Raw genomic sequence first — 17,603 nt, forward strand, 5'->3', positions numbered from 1 at the left:
TGTCCAGGGCTGTACAGGCTGTCCAGCGGGGCGTGGGGGTACGGACGCTGACGGGACACGGGCGGGGATCGGTGCACTGGAGGGGCGCGGGATGACGGAGACGGCGACGGACGGTGACGGCTGGGAGATCGAGCCCGGCGACGAGCAGGGTGCGGCCGTGATCGCCCTGGTGGGGCGCCAGTTGAGAGCGCGGCGCGAGGCGATGGGGCTACGGGTGCCGGAGCTGGCGGCCACGATGGGGTACGGGGAGGGGATCGTCTACAAGGTGGAGAGCGGGTCGAGGATCCCGCGCCCGGAGTTCCTCGACAAGGCCGACGAGGTGTTGGGGGCGGGCGGGTTCATCAAGGCGATGAAGATGGATGTGGCGGAGGTTCGGTACCCGAAGAAGGTTCGGGACATCGCCGGGATGGAGGCGCGGGCGGTTGAGCTCGCGGTGTACGAGAACCACAATGTGAACGGGCTGCTACAGACGCCCGAGTATGCGCGTGCGCTCTTCGAGATGCGGCTGCCCGCCTACGAGCCCGCCGCCATCGAACGGGCCGTCGCTGCCCGGCAAGCCAGGAAGACCGTCTTCGAGCGCTGCCCGGCTCCCGCGCTCAGCTTCGTCCAGGAAGAGGTGACGCTCAGGCGCCCGCTCGGCGGCAGGATGGTGTTGCGTCGGCAGCTCGAACACCTGCTTGACCTGGGACAGTTGCGAGCAGTTTCCATCCAGGTCATGCCGACAGCGCGTGAGGAACATGCCGGGATGCAGGGCGAGTTGCAGGTGCTGAAGTTCAAGGACGGGACGGCCGTGGGGCGCTCCGAGGGAGCATTCGGCGGGCGGCCGGTCACGGAGGCCAAACAGCTCCGTATCCTCGAACTACGGTATGGCATGATCCGGGCCCAAGCTCTCACGCCAGGAGAGTCGCTGGCCTTCATTGAGCAAGTGCTGGGAGAGACATGATCCGCAAGGTCTCAGTCGGGGAGTCGTCCGAACTGGTCTGGTTCAAGAGCAGCTACAGCAGTAGCAGCAGCGAGGCCGACTGCGTCGAGGTCGCCCACACGCCCGGCGCCGCCCACATCCGTGACTCCAAGAGCCCGGCGGGACCCCGGTTCACCGTCGGCGGCCCTGCCTGGACCCGCTTCCTGGAGGACCTGTGAACCCGTCCGAACTGGTCTGGTTCAAGAGCAGCTACAGCAGCGGCAGCAGCGATCCCGACTGCGTCGAGGTCGCCCACACCCCCGGCACCGCCCATATCCGCGACTCCAAGAGCCCGGCCAGGGCCCGGCTCACCGTGGGCGGCCCCGCCTGGGCCCGGTTTCTCGCGGGTGCGGTCGCCGGGCGCTGACCCGGGTGGTCAGCCCGCGTACTCGGTGAGGTCGATCGCGTAGAGCCGGAGGCCCCCGTCCTCGCCGGTGAAGCCCATCCCCAGCTTGTGCAGCAGCTTCGCCGAGGGCGAGTCGTCCGGGGCGGTGGCCGCGACGACCCGGTCGATGCCGCGGTCCTGGAGGGCGAACTCCAGCGTGGCCTGGGCCGCCTCCGAGGCGTAGCCCTGGTCCCAGAAGACCCGGCCGAGCCGCCACTGGATGCCGATGTGGCCCGCGAGCTTCGGCGGGGCGTCGGGGACGTACAGGCCGACCGCGCCCACCAGTTCGCCCGAGCCGAGGAGTTCGACGGCGAAGAGGCCGAAGCCCTCGTCGTCCCACTCCTCCTCCCAGCGCTCGATGTCCTCGGCGGTCTCGTCGAGGGAGCGCGGGGCGCCGTCGCCGATGCGGTGCATCACCGACGGGTCGGACTGGATCTCGGCGAGCGGTGCCAGGTCGTCGTCGGGCAGCCAGCGGCGCAGGAGGAGGCGGGGGGTGCGGATCTCGGTCATGGGTCCATCCTCCGGCATGGACCGGTGGGGCCGCACAACCCGGCCGGGGTGCCAGTTGTCGTACCGGGCATGACCTTACGCAGATCCGGCCGCATCGCGGCCACCCTCGCCCTCGGCGCCGCTGTCCTGCTCGGCGCCACCACGGCCTCCGCGTCCGCGGCCCCGCACCTCCCCGGCACCGGCACCGGCACCGGCACGGCGTACGCCGACGACCCCGCGCCCGCCGCGCCCGCCGGCCTTCAGGTGCTGTACGACCCGGAAACCGAGACCGCGGCCGTCAGCTGGAACGCGAACACCGAGGAGGACCTCGCCGGGTACCGGCTCTACCGGCGTCTCGTCGAGGACAACAACTGGACCCTGGTCAGCGGTACCGAGCCCCTGACAGCGACCGCCACGACCGACTTCCTCCCGTCCACCGGGGACGTGTACGCCTACAGCGTGCGGGCGGTCGACCGCGCCGGACACGAGTCCGAGCCCGGCATCGACGACTGGTACCTGCAGACCCCGGACTCCTCACCGCCGAGCGTCCCCGCCGACCTCACCGCGCAGGGCACCACCGCGGGCAACACCGTGCGCTGGCAGCCCTCGTCGGACCACGTGGACCACTACGAGGTGTGGGCCGCGCCGGAGGGGCAGGAGGACCAGGACGGACCGGAGACCGTGTACGGCGCCGGCTTCACCGACTCGCAGACCGCGCAGGGCGTGAGCGTCACCTACACCGTCGAGGCGGTCGACGCGTCAGGACAGCGCTCCGGCGTCTCCGCACCGGTGGCCGCCTCGCGGCCCGCGCCGGGCACGGCACCCAGGCCCTCCGGAGTGATGACGCAGGTCCGCGGGGATCGCGTCACCATCTCGTGGGATGCCTCCTCGGGCGACATGGGCCAGAGCTACCGCGTCTACGGCCACAGCTACCCCGGCCCGGCCGCCTGGTCTCTCCTCACTACCGTCCACCCCCACGGCGGGATGGTGGGTGTCCCCGTCTACTCCGGGCCCTTCTACGTGGTGAGCGTCGACGACGAGGGCAGGGAATCGGCCCCCGTCTACGCGTACGCGTACGCGAGCTGAACACACCACACCACGCGAGAGGGGCCCGGGGTTCACGAACCCCGGGCCCCTTCACCTGTTCCGAGCGGAGCGGCTACTGCTCCGACGACCGCTTGGGCCGCCACACCACCAGCGCGCTCGTCTGCTTGACCTCCTGGTACGGGACCAGGTCACGGCGGTACGAGGCGTGCACCGCCGCCTCACGCTGCTGCATGGCCGAGGCGGCACCCTCCACGGCGGCCGACAGCTCGGCCACCCGGGACTGGAGTGCGGCGACCTGGTTCTCCAGCTCGATGATGCGCTTGATGCCGGCGAGATTGATCCCCTCGTCCTGCGACAACTGCTGCACGTTCCGCAGCAGTTCGATGTCGCGGGCCGAGTAGCGGCGGCCACGCCCGGCCGTGCGGCCGGGCGAGACGAGGCCGAGGCGGTCGTACTGGCGCAGCGTCTGCGGGTGGAGGCCGGAGAGCTGGGCCGCCACCGAGATGACGTACACCGGGGTTTCCTCGGTGAGTTCGTACGGGTTGGTACGCCGCCGACCGGGGTGTCCGTCCATCTCTCTCAAGCTCCCTTCGCGGCCTGAAACAGTTCTGCCCGCACGTCGGTGTCCTCAGTCGCCTCGCGGAACGACTCCAGGGCCGAGCGGGCCTCGTCGGAAAGGTCCTCCTCCCGGGGGACGGCCACCTCGACCGTCACCAGGAGGTCTCCGCGGGTGCCGTCCTTGCGGACCGCGCCCTTGCCGCGGGCCCGCATCGTCCGCCCGTTCGGCGTGCCCGGGGGCAGCTTCAGGGTGACGGCGGGACCGCCGAGTGTCGGCACCTTGACCTCGCCGCCGAGCGTCACCTCGGTGAACGTGACGGGCACGGTCACCGTGAGGTTGTCGCCCTTGCGGCCGAAGACCGGGTGCGTGTCGACATGAACCACTACGTACAGGTCGCCCGCGGGCCCGCCCCGCTCACCGGGGGCGCCCTTGCCACGCAGGCGGATGCGCTGCCCGTCCGAGACGCCGGCCGGGATGCGGACCTGCATGGTGCGGGACGACTTGGCGCGGCCCGAGCCCTTGCAGACCTCGCAAGGAGTCTCGGCGATGAGGCCGCGGCCCTTGCAGTCCACGCACGGGTCGGTGAGGGAGAAACCGCCACCGCCGCCCCGCGAGACCTGCCCGGTGCCGACGCAGGTCGGGCACACGCGCGGCGTGCCGTTCTTGTCGCCGGTGCCGGAGCACGCCTTGCAGGGGGACTGGGACGACATGCGCAGCGGAACCGTCGCGCCGTCCACGGCCTCGGTGAAGCTCAGCGACACCTCGGACTCGATGTCCTGGCCGCGGCGCGGCTGGGTACGGGTCCCGGCCCCGGCGCCGCCCCGGTTGAACAGGCCGCCGAAGACATCGCCGATGCCGCCGCCGAACCCGCCCGAGCCGCCGCCGCCCTGGCCCTGGGCGCCGCCTCCGAAGAGGTCGCCCAGGTCGAAGTTGAACGAGCCGCCGCCGGGTCCGCCGGGTCCCGGACGGAACCCGCCGTTGCCGAAGAGGGCGCGTGCCTCGTCGTACTCCTTGCGCTTCTTGGGGTCCCCCAGGACGTCGTTCGCCTCGGAGATCTCCTTGAAGCGATCCTCCGCCTTCTCGTTGCCCTTGTTGGCGTCGGGATGGTTCTCCCGGGCGAGCTTGCGGTACGCCTTCTTGATCTCGGCGTCGGTGGCGTCCTTGGGGACGCCGAGGACCTTGTAGTAGTCCTTCTCGATGAAGTCCTTGGTGCTCATCGGCCTCGACGTCCCTCCTCACTCACATCAGTTATTACGCGGATCACGTCAGCCCTCGTCCGGGCCACCGCTCTCCTTCTCCGCCTCGGCCTCCGGGGCGTCGGCGGCGTCGGACGTGCCCGCCTGCGCGCCCGGCTGCGGCTCGGCCACGGCCACCCGCGCGGGGCGGATGGTGCGCTCGCCGATCCGGTAACCCGGCTGAAGGATCGCCACACAGGTCGTCTCGGTGACGTCCGGCGCGTACGAGTGCATCAGGGCCTCGTGGACCATCGGGTCGAAGGGCTCGCCCTCCTTGCCGAACTGCTGAAGGCCCAGCTTGGCCGCGACCGTCTCCAGCGACTCGGCGACGGACTTGAAGCCGCCGACCAGCTCGCCGTGCTCACGGGCCCGGCCGACGTCGTCGAGGATGGGCAGCAGCTCGGTCAGGAGGTTCGCGACGGCGATCTCCTTGACCTGCACGCGGTCCCGGTCCACCCGGCGCCGGTAGTTCTGGTACTCGGCCTGCAGGCGCTGGAGGTCCGCGGTCCGCTCGGCGAGCGCACTGCGTGCCTGGTCCAGCTGGGCCGTCAGGGCCACGTCGTTCGTCGCTTCCTTGCTCGCGTCCCCGGCCGGGGCCGCCGGGCCCTCCTGGGTGGAGGGCTCGGGGGCCTTCGGCGCGGCGTCATCAGCGGTGGCGCCGGAGGGGACGTCGGGCTGCTCGGCGCTCTCGCCGCCGAGACCCGGGGTCTCCTCCGTCATCAGGCAGCGCCGCCCTTCGCGTCGGGCTTCTCGTCGTCGACGATCTCGGCGTCGACGACGTCATCGTCCTTGGACATGTTCGGCGCCTCGGCGTCGGGGCCCGCGCCCTCGGCGCCACCCGCGGCCTGGGCGTCGGCGTACATGGCCTGGCCCAGCTTCTGCGAGACGGCGGCGACCTTCTCGGTGGCGGTGCGGATCTCGGCCGAGTCGTCGCCCTTGAGCTTCTCCTTCAGCTCGGTGACGGCCTCTTCGACCTCGGTCTTGACGTCGCCGGGGACCTTCTCGGCGTTGTCCGCGAGGAACTTCTCCGTCTGGTAGACGAGCTGCTCGCCCTGGTTGCGCGACTCGGCGGCCTCGCGGCGGGCGTGGTCCTCCTCCGCGTACTTCTCGGCCTCTTCGCGCATCCGGTTGACCTCGTCCTTCGGCAGCGAGGAGCCACCGGTGACGGTCATCTTCTGCTCCTTGCCCGTGCCGAGGTCCTTCGCGGTCACGTGCATGATGCCGTTGGCGTCGATGTCGAAGGCGACCTCGATCTGCGGGACACCGCGCGGGGCCGGCGGCAGACCGGTCAGCTCGAACATCCCGAGCTTCTTGTTGTACGCCGCGATCTCGCGCTCGCCCTGGTAGACCTGGATCTGCACGGACGGCTGGTTGTCCTCGGCCGTCGTGAAGATCTCGGACCGCTTGGTCGGGATCGTGGTGTTGCGCTCGATGAGCTTGGTCATGATCCCTCCCTTGGTCTCGATGCCGAGGGAGAGCGGGGTGACGTCGAGGAGCAGGACGTCCTTGACCTCGCCCTTGAGGACACCGGCCTGGAGGGCGGCGCCGATGGCGACGACCTCGTCCGGGTTCACGCCCTTGTTCGCCTCGTTGCCACCGGTCAGCTCCTTGACGAGCTCGGCGACGGCGGGCATACGGGTCGAGCCACCGACGAGAACGACGTGGTCGATCTCGGAGAGCTGGATGCCCGCGTCCTTGATGACGTTGTGGAACGGCGTCTTGCAGCGCTCCAGCAGGTCGGACGTGAGCTGCTGGAACTGGGCGCGCGTGAGCTTCTCGTCCAGGTGCAGCGGGCCCTCGGCGGAGGCCGTGATGTAGGGCAGGTTGATCGTGGTCTCGGTCGAGGACGAGAGCTCGATCTTCGCCTTCTCGGCGGCCTCGCGCAGACGCTGGAGCGCCATCTTGTCCTTGGCGAGGTCCACGCCGTGGCCGTTGTTGAACTGCTTGACCAGGTAGTCGACGACGCGCTGGTCCCAGTCGTCACCACCGAGGTGGTTGTCGCCGTTGGTGGCCTTCACCTCGACGACGCCGTCACCGATCTCCAGGAGGGACACGTCGAAGGTGCCGCCACCGAGGTCGAAGACGAGGATCGTCTGGTCGTCCTTGTCGAGGCCGTACGCCAGGGCGGCGGCCGTCGGCTCGTTGACGATACGCAGGACGTTCAGGCCCGCGATCTCGCCGGCCTCCTTCGTCGCCTGGCGCTCCGAGTCGTTGAAGTACGCCGGGACGGTGATGACCGCGTCGGTCACCTTCTCGCCCAGGTAGGACTCCGCGTCGCGCTTCAGCTTCTGCAGGATGAAGGCGCTCATCTGCTGCGGGTTGAAGTCCTTGCCATCCAGGTTGACCTTCCAGTCAGTGCCCATGTGGCGCTTGACGGAGCGGATGGTCCGGTCCACGTTCGTGACCGCCTGGCGCTTGGCGACCTCGCCGACGAGCACCTCGCCGTTCTTGGCGAAGGCGACGACGGACGGCGTGGTCCTGGCACCCTCGGCGTTGGTGATGACGGTGGGCTCGCCGCCTTCGAGAACGCTGACGACGGAGTTAGTCGTGCCCAGGTCGATGCCGACCGCACGTGCCATTTCGATTCCTCCAGCTGATACTTGAGTGGAACTGACTCAAGACTGCAACACCATCCCCCTCCTCGTCAACAGACATGAGCCGATCCCACTCAACTTTTATCCTGCGCTTATGGGCAGCCTTGGCTTCGTACGCCCCTGACCTGCTCTTCTACTGCCCCTCTACCCGCCCTCCAGCGAGCCGCGTGACGTAAGGAGCCTCCGTGGAACTGCCCCGGGTAGCTGTCGTGGCCGTCCTGATGACCACCCACAACCGCCGCGCCTCCACGCTCGCCGCCCTCGACGCCCTCGCCGCACAGCGCGATCTGCCGGCCGGTACGCACGTACGGGTGCACCTGGTCGACGCGGGTTCCAAGGACGGCACCGCCGAGGCCGTGCGCCGCGCCCACCCCGAGGTCCAGGTGACGGTCGTCGGCTCCGACGTCTACTGGGGCCACGGCATGCGCCTGGCCAGCCGCAACAGCCGCGCGGCCGGTATCCCCGAGCCCACGCACCAACTGTGGCTCGACGACGACGTCCGGCTCGTCCCGGACGCCCTGGCCCACCTCCTGGAGGTGTCGGCGGAGTTCGACGAGGAGGCCGTCGTCGTGGGCGCCGTCCGGCACGACGGCGCCACCACCCACTCCGGCCGCCGCCGCCACGGCCGCACCCTCACCCTGGTGGAGCCGGCCGACAGACCCGAACCCTGCGACACCTACGACGGCGACGTGGTCCTACTGCCCTGGGCCGTGCGCGAGCGCGTCGGCGACATCGACAAGGTCTTCCGGCACGGCATGGGCGACTACGACCACGGCTTCCGGGCGCGGCACGCGGGCGTCGCCGCCTACGTCGCCCCGCGCCACGTCGGCGACCGCCCGGCGGACCCGGCACCGCACGCGTCCCGCGAACCCGGCATCGGCGTGCGCGAGGCGCTGCGGCGGCGGGTGTCCCAGCCGGAGCTGCCGGTCCGGCAGTGGTGGGTGTACTGCTGGCGCCACGGCGGCGTCCGCGCGCCGGTGCTGATGGTCTCCCCGTACGTGGTGACCGTCGTGCGCGCGGTCACGGCCGGCCGCGCCACCCCGTAGAGCGTTACCCGTACGTCGATCGCTCTCGCGGAGTTCCCGGCAGGGGGGTGAGGGCGGAGTTCCCGGCAGGGGGCGAGGGCGGAGTTCCCGGCAGGGGGTGAGGGGGTTGAGGGGGTGAGGGGGTGAAGCCCGGCCCGTCGTCAGCGGCCCTCAACCCGGCAGAGGGTGAGGCAGGCCCGTCGTCAGCGACCGTCAGCGACCGTCAGTGGCCGTCAGTGCCCGTCACCCGGACGGCCGTGCGCCGCCGCGCGGATGACGGACGCGTACAGCTGCTCCGTCCGCTCGACCCACACCGCCTCCCCGTACCGCTTCGCGTACACCCCGCGGCAGTGCTCGCGCAGGGTGGGGAAGATCCGCTCGGCCGCGTCCAGAGCGGCGGGGAGCGGCGCGTCCCAGGCGGCGACCGTGCCGGTGCCGTCGGCCCGCACGGCGCGCGGCGCGGCCGATCCCTCGAAGGCGAGCACCGGCAGCCCCGCCGCGAGGGCCTCCGGGTAGACCAGCGGCACGGCGCCCGCGACCCAGCGCCCGGGCAGGACCAGGCCGCGGTAACCGGGCAGCGCCCGGCGCAGCGCCGAGCGCTCCAGGGCGCCGAGGAACCGTACGGACGCGGGCGCCGCCGCCCGGCACGCGTGCTCCAGCGGCCCGGCGCCCAGGACGTCCAGGCGCCGCCCGGCGGGCCAGCGGCGCAGCAGGTCGAGGATGTTCCCCCCGGGAGCGAGCCGCCCGACGCACACCCAGACGTCACCGCCGCCCGCGCCCGACTCCCCCGCCACCGGCACCCGCACCGGCACCGGCACGTAGTGGGGCACGACCGCGAGCCGCTCCGGTGGCAGACCGGCCCGCTCGTACCTCTCCCGGCTCAGCTCCGAGAGCACGATCACGCGGTCGGCGCGCCGCAGCAGCGGGTCCTCCCGCACCCCGCCCCGGGACGCCCGCGGGAGCGGCGGCGACGCGAGCCCCGCGCCCCGACGGCAGATGCGGCGGACCCCGGCCCACCGGTCCCCCGCGCCCTCCGCGTCGTCGGCCCCGTACACCGAGCCGTGGTCGTGCAGGGTCGCCACCAGCGGCCGGGTCCACTCGGCGGTCCAGGAGCGGCCGAACCCGGCGGGCAGGTGGTGGACGTGCACCACGTCCGGCGAGAAGGCACGCAGCGCGGAGAGCGGGCCGTCGCCGCGCCGGGTGGCCGCGCCGGCCGTCGCGGCGCACCGGACGAGACGGACCTCGTGACCGGCGCGGTCGAGGGCGGCGGCCTGGTCGAGGACGGCCTCGTCCGCGCCGCCGGACCCGGACGGGCCCCGGAAACCGTGGACCAGCGCGACCCTCACGCGAACACCGCCGCCCGTACGACGCCGGTCCGCACCAGAGCCAGCTCGCCCCCGAACTCGCCCGCCCCGGCCAGCACTTGAGGCAGCTCCGGCTCCGAGTCGACCTGGAGCAGCACCCGCTCGCCGGGCGCCACGACGTCCTCCCACACCCCGTCCAGGCGCCGCAGCCACGCCCCGTCGCGGTGCCCGAGCGCGTACGGCAGCACCCGCCAGTCCAGGTCACGGGCCGCGGCCCTGCGCACCCCGGCCCGGGGCCCGCCGAACGGCTCGAAGGAGACGATCCGCCCCCGGTAGCCGCGGCGCCGCAGCGCCCGCCCGAAGGCGCCGTCCTGCCCGCCGGAGTCCAGCACGAGGTCGATCTCGCAGTGGGCGATCTGCCGCACCAGCTCCCGCATCCGGCCGAGACCCGTCATCCGTCTGCTCCCTTGCGCGTACGTGTCCGTGTGCATGCCTGTTCCTGCGTACGTGGGGTGGGCGCGGATGCGGAGGTGGGCGCGGGTGGGCGAGTGGCGAACCGGGCCGGGGCCGCCTCCCGCGCCGGGCGCGCCATGACCGGGGCCGGGGCCGGGGCCGCCTCCCGCACCGGGCGCGCCGTGACCGGGGCCGAGGCCGCCTCCCGCGCCGGGCGCGCCGTGACCGGGGCCGGGCCCTGCGCGCCGGGCACCGCCCGCATCAGGCGTCGGTCCGCAGCACATCGGCCCCCAGCACATCGGCCCGCGCCCCAGCGGCCTGCGCCACGGCGGCCCGCGCCACGGCGGCCCGCGCGGTCCTGGTCGCCCGGGGCCGTCCGTGCCCCCCGTACACCGGCACCCGCAGCAGCAGCGCCACAGCCATCAGCGCGGCCCCGCCCAGCCACCACGCGGCCGACGCCGGCACGGTCCCGCGGTGCAGCAGTACGCCGGTGGCCGCGCCGAGCCCCGCGGCGGCGCCGAGCACCACGGCCACCCCGGGCACGGTGAGCCCGAGCCGGCGCAACCGGTGCGTGATGTGGTCCGGGCCCCGCCGCAGCACCCCGCGCCCGGCCCGGTGCCGGTCCACGACCACCAGCACCGCGTCGGCGGTGGCCACGACGGTCATCGCGAAGAGCGCGGCCGGCCCCGCAGGGCCCTCATGGCCGTCGTTCACGAGCAGCGCCGCGCAGGCCACCAGGAACCCGGTGAACATCGATCCGCAGGCGCCGGGCAGGACCCGGGCCGGATACCAGTTGTGGGTCAGGAATCCGGTGAGGGAGGCGGCGAGCAGGCCGAGGGCGAGGGCGAGCGAGCCGTTCCCGGCCGCCCCGGCGCAGACGCACAGGCCGAGCGCGGTGACGGCGCCGACCACGCCCATCGCCCCGTCGGAGTCGTCCGCAATGGCGAAGGCGTTCGTGACGAAGAGGATCCACAGCACCGCCAGCGCCCCGGCCACCAGGCCGAGTTGAGTGCCGTGCACCACCACGGTGGCCGCCCCCGTCTGCACGACGACCCGGGCCCGCGCACCGGTGGGCCGCAGGTCGTCGAGGAGGCCGAAGAGGGCGACGGCGCCCGCGGCGAGCAGCAGGGTACTGGTGGCGGAGCCCAGCGGGACGAGACCGGTGGCGGCCCCCGCCCCCGAGACGACGGCCGTGGCACCGGTCACCGCGACCCCGCCGAGGTACGGCGTGGGCCGGGTACCCGCCGGGCGCCCGCCGGACGGCACCCCGAGCCGCCCGTCGAACCGACCCCCGAACCGAGCCCCGAACCGACCCCCGAGCTGCCCGCCGGCCCGCCCGCCGGCGCGGAACGAGGTGTGCAGGGCCAGGGCACGCAGGGCGGCCGTCAGCGCGGCGGCGAGCAGCAGGGCGGTCGCCGCGGCGGCGATCCCGTACAGCACGCTCAGACCCGTGCCGGAGCGGGAACGCCGTCGGCCGCGACGGCCCCCTCGGCGCCGCCGATGTCGACGACCCCGCCGGGCGCGTCCGGCCGGGCGAGCAGCCGCAGGAGCGCGTCGACGACGCCCACCGCGTGCGTGACACCACCCGCGGCGTGCGTGACACCGCCCGGGGTCTGCGTGACGCCGCCCGCCATGTACGTGACGCCACCCGTGGTGTGCGTGAGGCGGGCCACGGTGACCGGGGGAAGTCCGTGCTCGCGGTGCGCGTCGAGCACGAAGGTCTCGTCGCTCTCGCACGACGGGACGAGCAGCAGCGGGCGCCCGTATCGGTGGGCGGCCTCGATGACGTGGCGGGCCTCGGCGGCGGCCAGGTGGATCACCGCGTCGCAGCGTCCGGTCAGCTCGGCGAGGAGGCGGGCGTCGAGGACGGAGCCGCGTACGAAACGCAGCTTCGGGTCGGGCCAGACGGCGGTGAGGTGGGCGTGCCTGCCGGTGGAGAGGTCGTCGAGGACGACGACGGTGTGGCCGTCCGCCAGGAGCGCCTCGGCCAGGTGCGGGCCGATGCAGCCCGCGCCTCCGGTGACCAGGTACGTCAGGGGTGCGGGTGCGGACATCGTGGGCCCCTCCGTTGTGGTGCGGTGCCCTGCCAAGCTATGCCGTTATGTCCCAATATGGCGCGAATAACACGATCTGCTTTTGGCGAGGGCGCGCGCGGACCCCCCTCAGCCACGCAGGGTCCCCTCAGCGACGCAGATCACGACCCCGGCGACTACATTGCGATCGGGTAAGTGGGTAGTCTCAGACGGACTGCATAAGTTACCGCTTAGTAATCAGTACTGGTGAGTCGCTGGTACGCCCCAGTACGTCAAAGAAGAGACCACCTCGCAGGCCCGAGGAGCCCCCAAATGCAACTCGCCGCGATCATCGTGTCGCTGGTTCTGATCGTGGTCGGCGTGGCCCTGTTCGCCCGCGCCCTCCTGCAGATCTACAACTTCATGCGGCTCGGCCAGAACGTGCCCGCGGGCACCCGCACCGACGAGCCCGTTCAGCGCACCGTCACCGTGGCCAAGGAGTTCCTCGGCCACACCCGGATGAACCGCTGGGGCATCGTCGGTGTCGCGCACTGGTTCGTGGCGGTGGGCTTCTTCTCACTGCTGCTGACGATCGTCAACGCCATCGGCCAGCTGTTCAAGGCCGACTGGCTGCTGCCGGTCATCGGCGAGTGGGCGCCGTACAACGTCTTCGTCGAGTTCATCGGCACCATGACGGTCCTCGGCATCCTCGTGCTCATCGTGATCCGCCAGCTGAGCCTGCCGCACAAGCCGGGCCGCAAGTCCCGCTTCGCCGGCTCCAACTTCGGCCAGGCGTACTTCGTCGAGGCCGTCATCCTCATCGTCGGCGTCTGCATCTTCATGCTGCACGCCCTCGAAGGCGCCCAGCACCACGTGGACAGCTACGAGGCGTCGTTCTTCATCTCGTACCCGGTGATCAACTGGCTCGAGGGCATGGACGTCTCCACGCTCCAGAACCTCACCTACTTCTTCGCCGGTCTGAAGATCGCGACCTCCTTCATCTGGATGATCACGGTCGCCCTGAAGACCGACATGGGCGTGGCCTGGCACCGCTTCCTCGCCTTCCCGAACATCTGGTTCAAGCGCAAGGCCGACGGCGGTACGTCGCTGGGCGCGCTGCTGCCGATGACCTCGCAGGGCGAGGCGATCGACTGGGAGGACCCGGCCGAGGACGCCGTCTTCGGTGTCTCCCAGGTCGAGCAGTTCTCCTGGAAGGGCCTGCTCGACTTCTCCACCTGCACCGAGTGCGGCCGCTGCCAGTCGCAGTGCCCCGCCTGGAACACCGGCAAGCCCCTCTCCCCCAAGCTCCTCATCATGTCGCTGCGCGACCACGCGCACGCCAAGGCGCCCTACCTGCTCGCGGGTGGCGGCAAGGACATGGAGGGCAACGAGAAGGCGACCGAGGAGCAGCTCAAGGACGTCCCGGCGGCGGCGATCGCCGAGGCCGAGCGCCCGCTCATCGGCACCCTCGAAGAGAACGGCGTCATCGACCCGGACGTCCTGTGGTCCTGCACCACCTGCGGCGCCTGTGTCGAGCAGTGCCCGGTCGACATCGAGCACATCGACCACATCGTCGACATGCGCCGCTACCAGGTGATGATCGAGTCCGCGTTCCCGTCCGAGGCGGGCACGATGCTCAAGAACCTGGAGAAGAAGGGCAACCCCTGGGGCCTGGCGAAGAAGCAGCGCCTGGAGTGGCTCAAGGAGCTCGACTTCGAGGTACCGGTCGTCGGCAAGGACATCGAGGACCTCACCGAGGTCGAGTACCTCTACTGGGTCGGCTGCGCCGGCGCCCTGGAGGACCGGGCCAAGAAGACCACCAAGGCCTTCGCCGAGCTGCTCCACATCGCGGGCGTCAAGTTCGCGATCATGGGCGGCGACGAGAAGTGCACCGGTGACTCCGCCCGCCGCCTCGGCAACGAGCCGCTGTTCCAGCAGCTCGGCCAGGAGAACGTCATGGCACTGAACATGGCGTTCGGCGAGGAGCTCGACGACGACGGCAAGGTGACCGCCGAGTCCCGCAAGCCGAAGTCGGCGAAGAAGATCGTCGCCACCTGCCCGCACTGCCTCAACACGATCGGCAACGAGTACCCGCAGCTCGGCGGCGACTACGAGGTCATCCACCACACCCAGCTGCTCCAGCACCTCGTCGACGAGGCCAAGCTCGTCCCGGTCACCCCGGTCGAGGGCCTCATCACGTACCACGACCCGTGCTACCTGGGCCGCCACAACAAGATCTACTCGCCGCCGCGCGAGATCATCGGCAAGGTGCCGGGTCTGCGCAACGAGGAGATGCACCGCCACAAGGAGCGCGGCTTCTGCTGCGGCGCCGGCGGCGCGCGGATGTGGATGGAGGAGCGGATCGGCAAGCGCATCAACAACGAGCGCGTCGACGAAGCCCTCTCCCTCAACCCGGACATCGTCTCCACCGCCTGCCCGTTCTGCCTCGTCATGCTGACCGACTCGGTCAACGGCAAGAAGAACGACGGCAAGGCCAAGGAGTCCGTCCAGGTCGTCGACGTGGCCCAGCTCCTGCTCGACTCGGTGAGGACGCCGTCCGACCCGCCCCCCGCGGGCGAGCCGGAACCGGCCGACGCGCCGGAGCCGCAGCCGGTCAAGTAACCGGCTCCTGTACGCCGTTGAGGGCACCCCGCGTTGCGCGCGGGGTGCCCTTTCCGCTGCCCGGGGCCGCCACCGCCCACCGCATTGGTTCCGCGTTCATACAACCTTCATCCGGTCTCGCCGGTCTGAGTCGCCGGTCGGAACACCCCCGATCATCGACCCGTCCGAGGAGCGTCATGCCCAGCGCCGTACCAAGATCCCTGCCCGGCTTCGCGATACGTGCCGGCTGCGCCGCCCTCGCGGCAGGGCTGCTGGCGCTCGGCACGGCTTCGCCCGGCCGGGCCGCCGACGGCGATCCCTCCGTGGAGTTCTCCTTGCCCAGTCACGAGGACGGGATCGTGACCGCCGAACCGTTCCAGGACTACTCCCATGGGTTCCTCGTCCAAGGACGCAACGCCGGTGCCCAGGACGTGAAGAACGTCACGGTGACCATCGACGCGACGGCCCTCAAGGGCCAGATGACCATGGAGAGTGAGTCCTGCACCAAAAAGGGCGACCTGGTGGTCGTCTGCGGGCCGGACAAGGTGAACCAGGGCAAGCCGGTCGCGCCGGGCGCCAAGTTCTACGCGGCCACCCTCAAGTTCACCGCACTGGATGGTGCCCGGCCCGGCTTCACGGGTGAGGTCCGGGTGTCCGCCGAGTCGGGTGGCGCCCTGATCGGGGAGAAGACCTTCAAGGCCGCCGTGGCGGACCTCGGCCTGTACTCCGACCGCAACGCCCCCGACGACGGCGGCTCCGCCCCCAAGCCCAAGCCCGGTACGACGGTCCAGCCCGTGGTGGGCTTCAGGAACTTCAGCACCCGCACCATGAACGACGTCTACTTCTCGCTCCACCTCACCCAGGGCCTGAAGTTCGCCGAGGAATTCAGCAACTGCACGTACGGCAGCCAGTACCTCCCCGAGGACACAGCCATGGTGTGCCACATCAAGGGGACCGTCGAACCCAACGCCGCCTACGACCTGGATGTGTCCGCGCTCAAGGTCGGCGCCACGGCCTGGGCCGAGAACTGGAGCGGGACCATCACCGACAAGGTCCTGACCGGCACCTCCCTCACCGACCCGCACCAGGGCACCGGACGCGAACTGAAGTTGACGAAACGTGCTCAGGGACCCGCGCTGCCGTTGAGCCTGGAGGTGTCCGGCTCGATCCTCGCGGACACCTTCAGGGACGCGGCAGCGGTGGGAGCCACCGTCGACGGCAAGCCCGGCCAGGTGGTCAGGGCCGAACTGGGCCTGCGCAACAGCGGACCCGCCACGTTCAAGAACTGGGGCGAGGAACCGGGGGACGACGCCACCAGCGGCCTCTCGGTGACCCTCCCCCGGGGAACGACCGCGGTGAACGTCCCGCATGACTGCAATCTGATGACCCCCTCCACCAGCGCCACCACGCGCTACTCGTGCCACCAGGACTTGAAGGACTTCTACTTCAACGCGGGCCAGACGACACCGTTCGTCTTCGACCTGCGCATCGACAAGCCCGAGGCCCTCGCCCCGGGGACCGCCAAGGTCATCTACGTGAGTGACAAGCACCCCAAGAACGACTCCGCGCCCATCACCGTGACCGTCGACGGCAAACTGGGCAACGGCTCCACTCCCCCCACAGGCGGTACCGGGGGCTCGACGTCGGGCGGCTCCACGGCCTCCCCCGGCACCAGTGACTCGCCGGCCTCCCCCAGCAGCGGCAGCTCCGCCACCACGGCCTCCGCCGGCACCGGCAACGAGCCCATGGCCGACACCGGAGCCGGCGCCCTCCGCTGGTACGCGGCCGCCGCGGCCGTAGCCCTGGCCGCGGGCGCCGCGCTGTTCACGGTCGCCCGCCGCCGCAAGGCCGGCCGCGCCTGACTCAGGTGTCAGCGCGTGCCGGGCAGCACCGGGCCCGGTGCTGCCCGGCGTCCGGGCGCTCGTTCGTACCCGGCGCTCGTTCGTACCGGGCGCCCGTTCGTACCCGGCGCTCGTTCGTACCGGGCGTGGGAGTGCGGCAGTTGACCCCTAGGGCCTGTCTTCGAACTCCCGTAGGGGATGTCACAGGTCAGCCGCAATGCCGGGTCCAAGCCCCCGGGCCAGGCATTCCCCCCGCCGAAAACAGGTACGTTCGATACGTGGCTGGATTCAGGAACGGACGCGGCCGGGACAACCGCGAAGCGCCGCAAGGACGACCGCAGCAGTACGGGGGCCATCAGTGGCCCCAGGGCGGCAACGGGCACGGTGAGCCGGAGTACTTCGGCGACCCCGGCACGCCCCAGCACCCGCAGGGCGGCTACGACCCGTACGCGGCGAACAACCCGGGCCACACCCAGGCGTTCTCCGTGCACGAGGACCCCTACACCCCGGGCGCCACGTACCAGGCCGGTGCCGCGGCGCCGGGCCCCGTAGGCCCCCGCCTGCACTGGAAGCAGCTTCTGCCCGGGATCGTCCTGCGGCCCGCCCCGACCTACCTCCAGATGCGGGACTACGCGATGTGGGCCCCGGCCCTCATCGTCACGTTCCTCTACGGCCTGCTGGCGGTCTTCGGTTTCGACGGCGCCCGCGAGGACGTGATCGACGCCACGCTCGGCACGGCGATCCCCTACGTCCTGTTCACGGGCGTCGTGATCACGCTCGGCTTCTTCGTGCTCGGCGTGGTCACCCACACGCTGGGCCGCCAGCTCGGCGGCGACGGCGCCTGGCAGCCCACGGTCGGCCTCTCCATGCTGATCGCGTCCCTCACGGACACGCCGCGCCTGATCGTCGGCATGTTCCTCGGCGGCGACGAGGGCTTCGTCCAGATCCTCGGCTGGGTGACGTGGCTGGCGGCGGGCGCCCTGCTCACCACGATGGTCGCCAAGTCGCACGACCTGCCGTGGCCGAAGGCGCTCGCGGCGAGCGCGATCCAGCTGATCGCGCTCCTGTCGATCATCAAGCTCGGCACGTTCTGACCG

General features: G+C 71.5%; 17 protein-coding genes. 8 read left to right on the forward strand and 9 right to left on the reverse strand.

What is annotated here, in order from left to right; genetic code table 11:
* The first annotated feature begins 91 nt into the window (after positions 1–91).
* Genes ACZ45E_RS09395 through ACZ45E_RS09405 form a run of 3 tightly spaced genes read left to right on the forward strand, consistent with a single transcriptional unit; the run spans position 92 to position 1,328 of the window.
* Positions 92–943: a helix-turn-helix domain-containing protein gene (locus ACZ45E_RS09395; RefSeq protein WP_468218529.1), complete on the forward strand. Its 852-nt coding sequence runs from the start codon at positions 92–94 to the stop codon at positions 941–943.
* Positions 940–1,140 (forward strand): DUF397 domain-containing protein, encoded by a 201-nt coding sequence (locus ACZ45E_RS09400; protein ID WP_468218530.1) that lies wholly within the window; start codon positions 940–942, stop codon positions 1,138–1,140. The genes ACZ45E_RS09395 and ACZ45E_RS09400 overlap by 4 nt, the downstream gene beginning before the upstream one ends.
* On the forward strand, positions 1,137–1,328 hold the full coding sequence (locus ACZ45E_RS09405; protein WP_468218532.1) for a DUF397 domain-containing protein: 192 nt from the start codon (positions 1,137–1,139) through the stop codon (positions 1,326–1,328). Before ACZ45E_RS09400 ends, ACZ45E_RS09405 begins: the two co-directional genes overlap by 4 nt.
* Positions 1,329–1,337: 9 nt before the next feature.
* Here the strand turns inward: ACZ45E_RS09405 and ACZ45E_RS09410 are convergent, their stop codons facing one another.
* A complete protein-coding gene (locus ACZ45E_RS09410) occupies positions 1,338–1,856 on the reverse strand; it encodes a GNAT family N-acetyltransferase (RefSeq protein ID WP_468218534.1) in 519 nt (172 codons plus the stop codon).
* A 69-nt stretch (positions 1,857–1,925) separates the two neighbouring features.
* Between ACZ45E_RS09410 and ACZ45E_RS09415 the strand changes: the two genes are divergently transcribed.
* Complete coding sequence (locus tag ACZ45E_RS09415) at positions 1,926–2,921, forward strand: fibronectin type III domain-containing protein (protein ID WP_468218536.1); 996 nt, start codon at positions 1,926–1,928, stop codon at positions 2,919–2,921.
* A 73-nt stretch (positions 2,922–2,994) separates the two neighbouring features.
* On the opposite strand, the gene ACZ45E_RS09420 is transcribed toward ACZ45E_RS09415, so the two are convergent.
* The 4 genes from ACZ45E_RS09420 to dnaK are packed head-to-tail and all read right to left on the reverse strand — an operon-like array spanning position 2,995 to position 7,255.
* On the reverse strand, positions 2,995–3,456 hold the full coding sequence (locus ACZ45E_RS09420) for a heat shock protein transcriptional repressor HspR (RefSeq protein ID WP_468218539.1): 462 nt from the start codon (positions 3,454–3,456) through the stop codon (positions 2,995–2,997).
* Between the two features lie 5 nt (positions 3,457–3,461).
* Entirely contained in the window at positions 3,462–4,658 is a 1,197-nt protein-coding gene (dnaJ, locus tag ACZ45E_RS09425) for a molecular chaperone DnaJ (RefSeq protein ID WP_468218540.1), read from the reverse strand.
* Positions 4,659–4,706: 48 nt separating this feature from the next.
* Positions 4,707–5,396: a nucleotide exchange factor GrpE gene (gene grpE, locus ACZ45E_RS09430; RefSeq protein WP_468218542.1), complete on the reverse strand. Its 690-nt coding sequence runs from the start codon at positions 5,394–5,396 to the stop codon at positions 4,707–4,709.
* Positions 5,396–7,255, reverse strand: coding sequence for a molecular chaperone DnaK (dnaK, locus tag ACZ45E_RS09435; protein ID WP_468218544.1), 1,860 nt, complete (start codon positions 7,253–7,255; stop codon positions 5,396–5,398). Before dnaK ends, grpE begins: the two co-directional genes overlap by 1 nt.
* Before the next feature lie 236 nt (positions 7,256–7,491).
* Between dnaK and ACZ45E_RS09440 the strand changes: the two genes are divergently transcribed.
* On the forward strand, positions 7,492–8,316 hold the full coding sequence (locus ACZ45E_RS09440) for a glycosyltransferase (RefSeq protein ID WP_468219190.1): 825 nt from the start codon (positions 7,492–7,494) through the stop codon (positions 8,314–8,316).
* A 212-nt stretch (positions 8,317–8,528) separates the two neighbouring features.
* Here ACZ45E_RS09440 and ACZ45E_RS09445 read toward each other — a convergent pair whose 3' ends face one another.
* The 4 genes from ACZ45E_RS09445 to ACZ45E_RS09460 all read right to left on the reverse strand — a co-directional run bounded on the left by ACZ45E_RS09445 (position 8,529) and on the right by ACZ45E_RS09460 (position 12,106).
* Positions 8,529–9,641 carry a glycosyltransferase gene (locus ACZ45E_RS09445; protein ID WP_468218546.1) on the reverse strand — a complete coding sequence of 371 codons (1,113 nt, stop codon included), beginning with the start codon at positions 9,639–9,641 and terminating at the stop codon, positions 8,529–8,531.
* Positions 9,638–10,090: a class I SAM-dependent methyltransferase gene (locus tag ACZ45E_RS09450; protein WP_468218549.1), complete on the reverse strand. Its 453-nt coding sequence runs from the start codon at positions 10,088–10,090 to the stop codon at positions 9,638–9,640. Before ACZ45E_RS09450 ends, ACZ45E_RS09445 begins: the two co-directional genes overlap by 4 nt.
* A gap of 223 nt (positions 10,091–10,313) precedes the next feature.
* On the reverse strand, positions 10,314–11,492 hold the full coding sequence (locus ACZ45E_RS09455) for an MraY family glycosyltransferase (protein ID WP_468218550.1): 1,179 nt from the start codon (positions 11,490–11,492) through the stop codon (positions 10,314–10,316).
* A gap of 2 nt (positions 11,493–11,494) precedes the next feature.
* Entirely contained in the window at positions 11,495–12,106 is a 612-nt protein-coding gene (locus ACZ45E_RS09460; RefSeq protein WP_468218552.1) for an NAD-dependent epimerase/dehydratase family protein, read from the reverse strand.
* Positions 12,107–12,397: 291 nt separating this feature from the next.
* Here ACZ45E_RS09460 and ACZ45E_RS09465 point away from each other — a divergent pair, with 291 nt between their 5' ends.
* The 3 genes from ACZ45E_RS09465 (at position 12,398) to ACZ45E_RS09475 (ending at position 17,600) form a co-directional block, all read left to right on the forward strand.
* On the forward strand, positions 12,398–14,686 hold the full coding sequence (locus tag ACZ45E_RS09465; RefSeq protein WP_468218555.1) for a (Fe-S)-binding protein: 2,289 nt from the start codon (positions 12,398–12,400) through the stop codon (positions 14,684–14,686).
* Between the two features lie 176 nt (positions 14,687–14,862).
* Positions 14,863–16,527 carry a hypothetical protein gene (locus ACZ45E_RS09470; RefSeq protein ID WP_468218557.1) on the forward strand — a complete coding sequence of 555 codons (1,665 nt, stop codon included), beginning with the start codon at positions 14,863–14,865 and terminating at the stop codon, positions 16,525–16,527.
* A gap of 257 nt (positions 16,528–16,784) precedes the next feature.
* Positions 16,785–17,600, forward strand: coding sequence for a YIP1 family protein (locus ACZ45E_RS09475; RefSeq protein ID WP_468218559.1), 816 nt, complete (start codon positions 16,785–16,787; stop codon positions 17,598–17,600).
* Positions 17,601–17,603 lie beyond the last annotated feature (3 nt).

It is taken from the genome of Streptomyces sp. NPDC030991 (assembly GCF_055571235.1).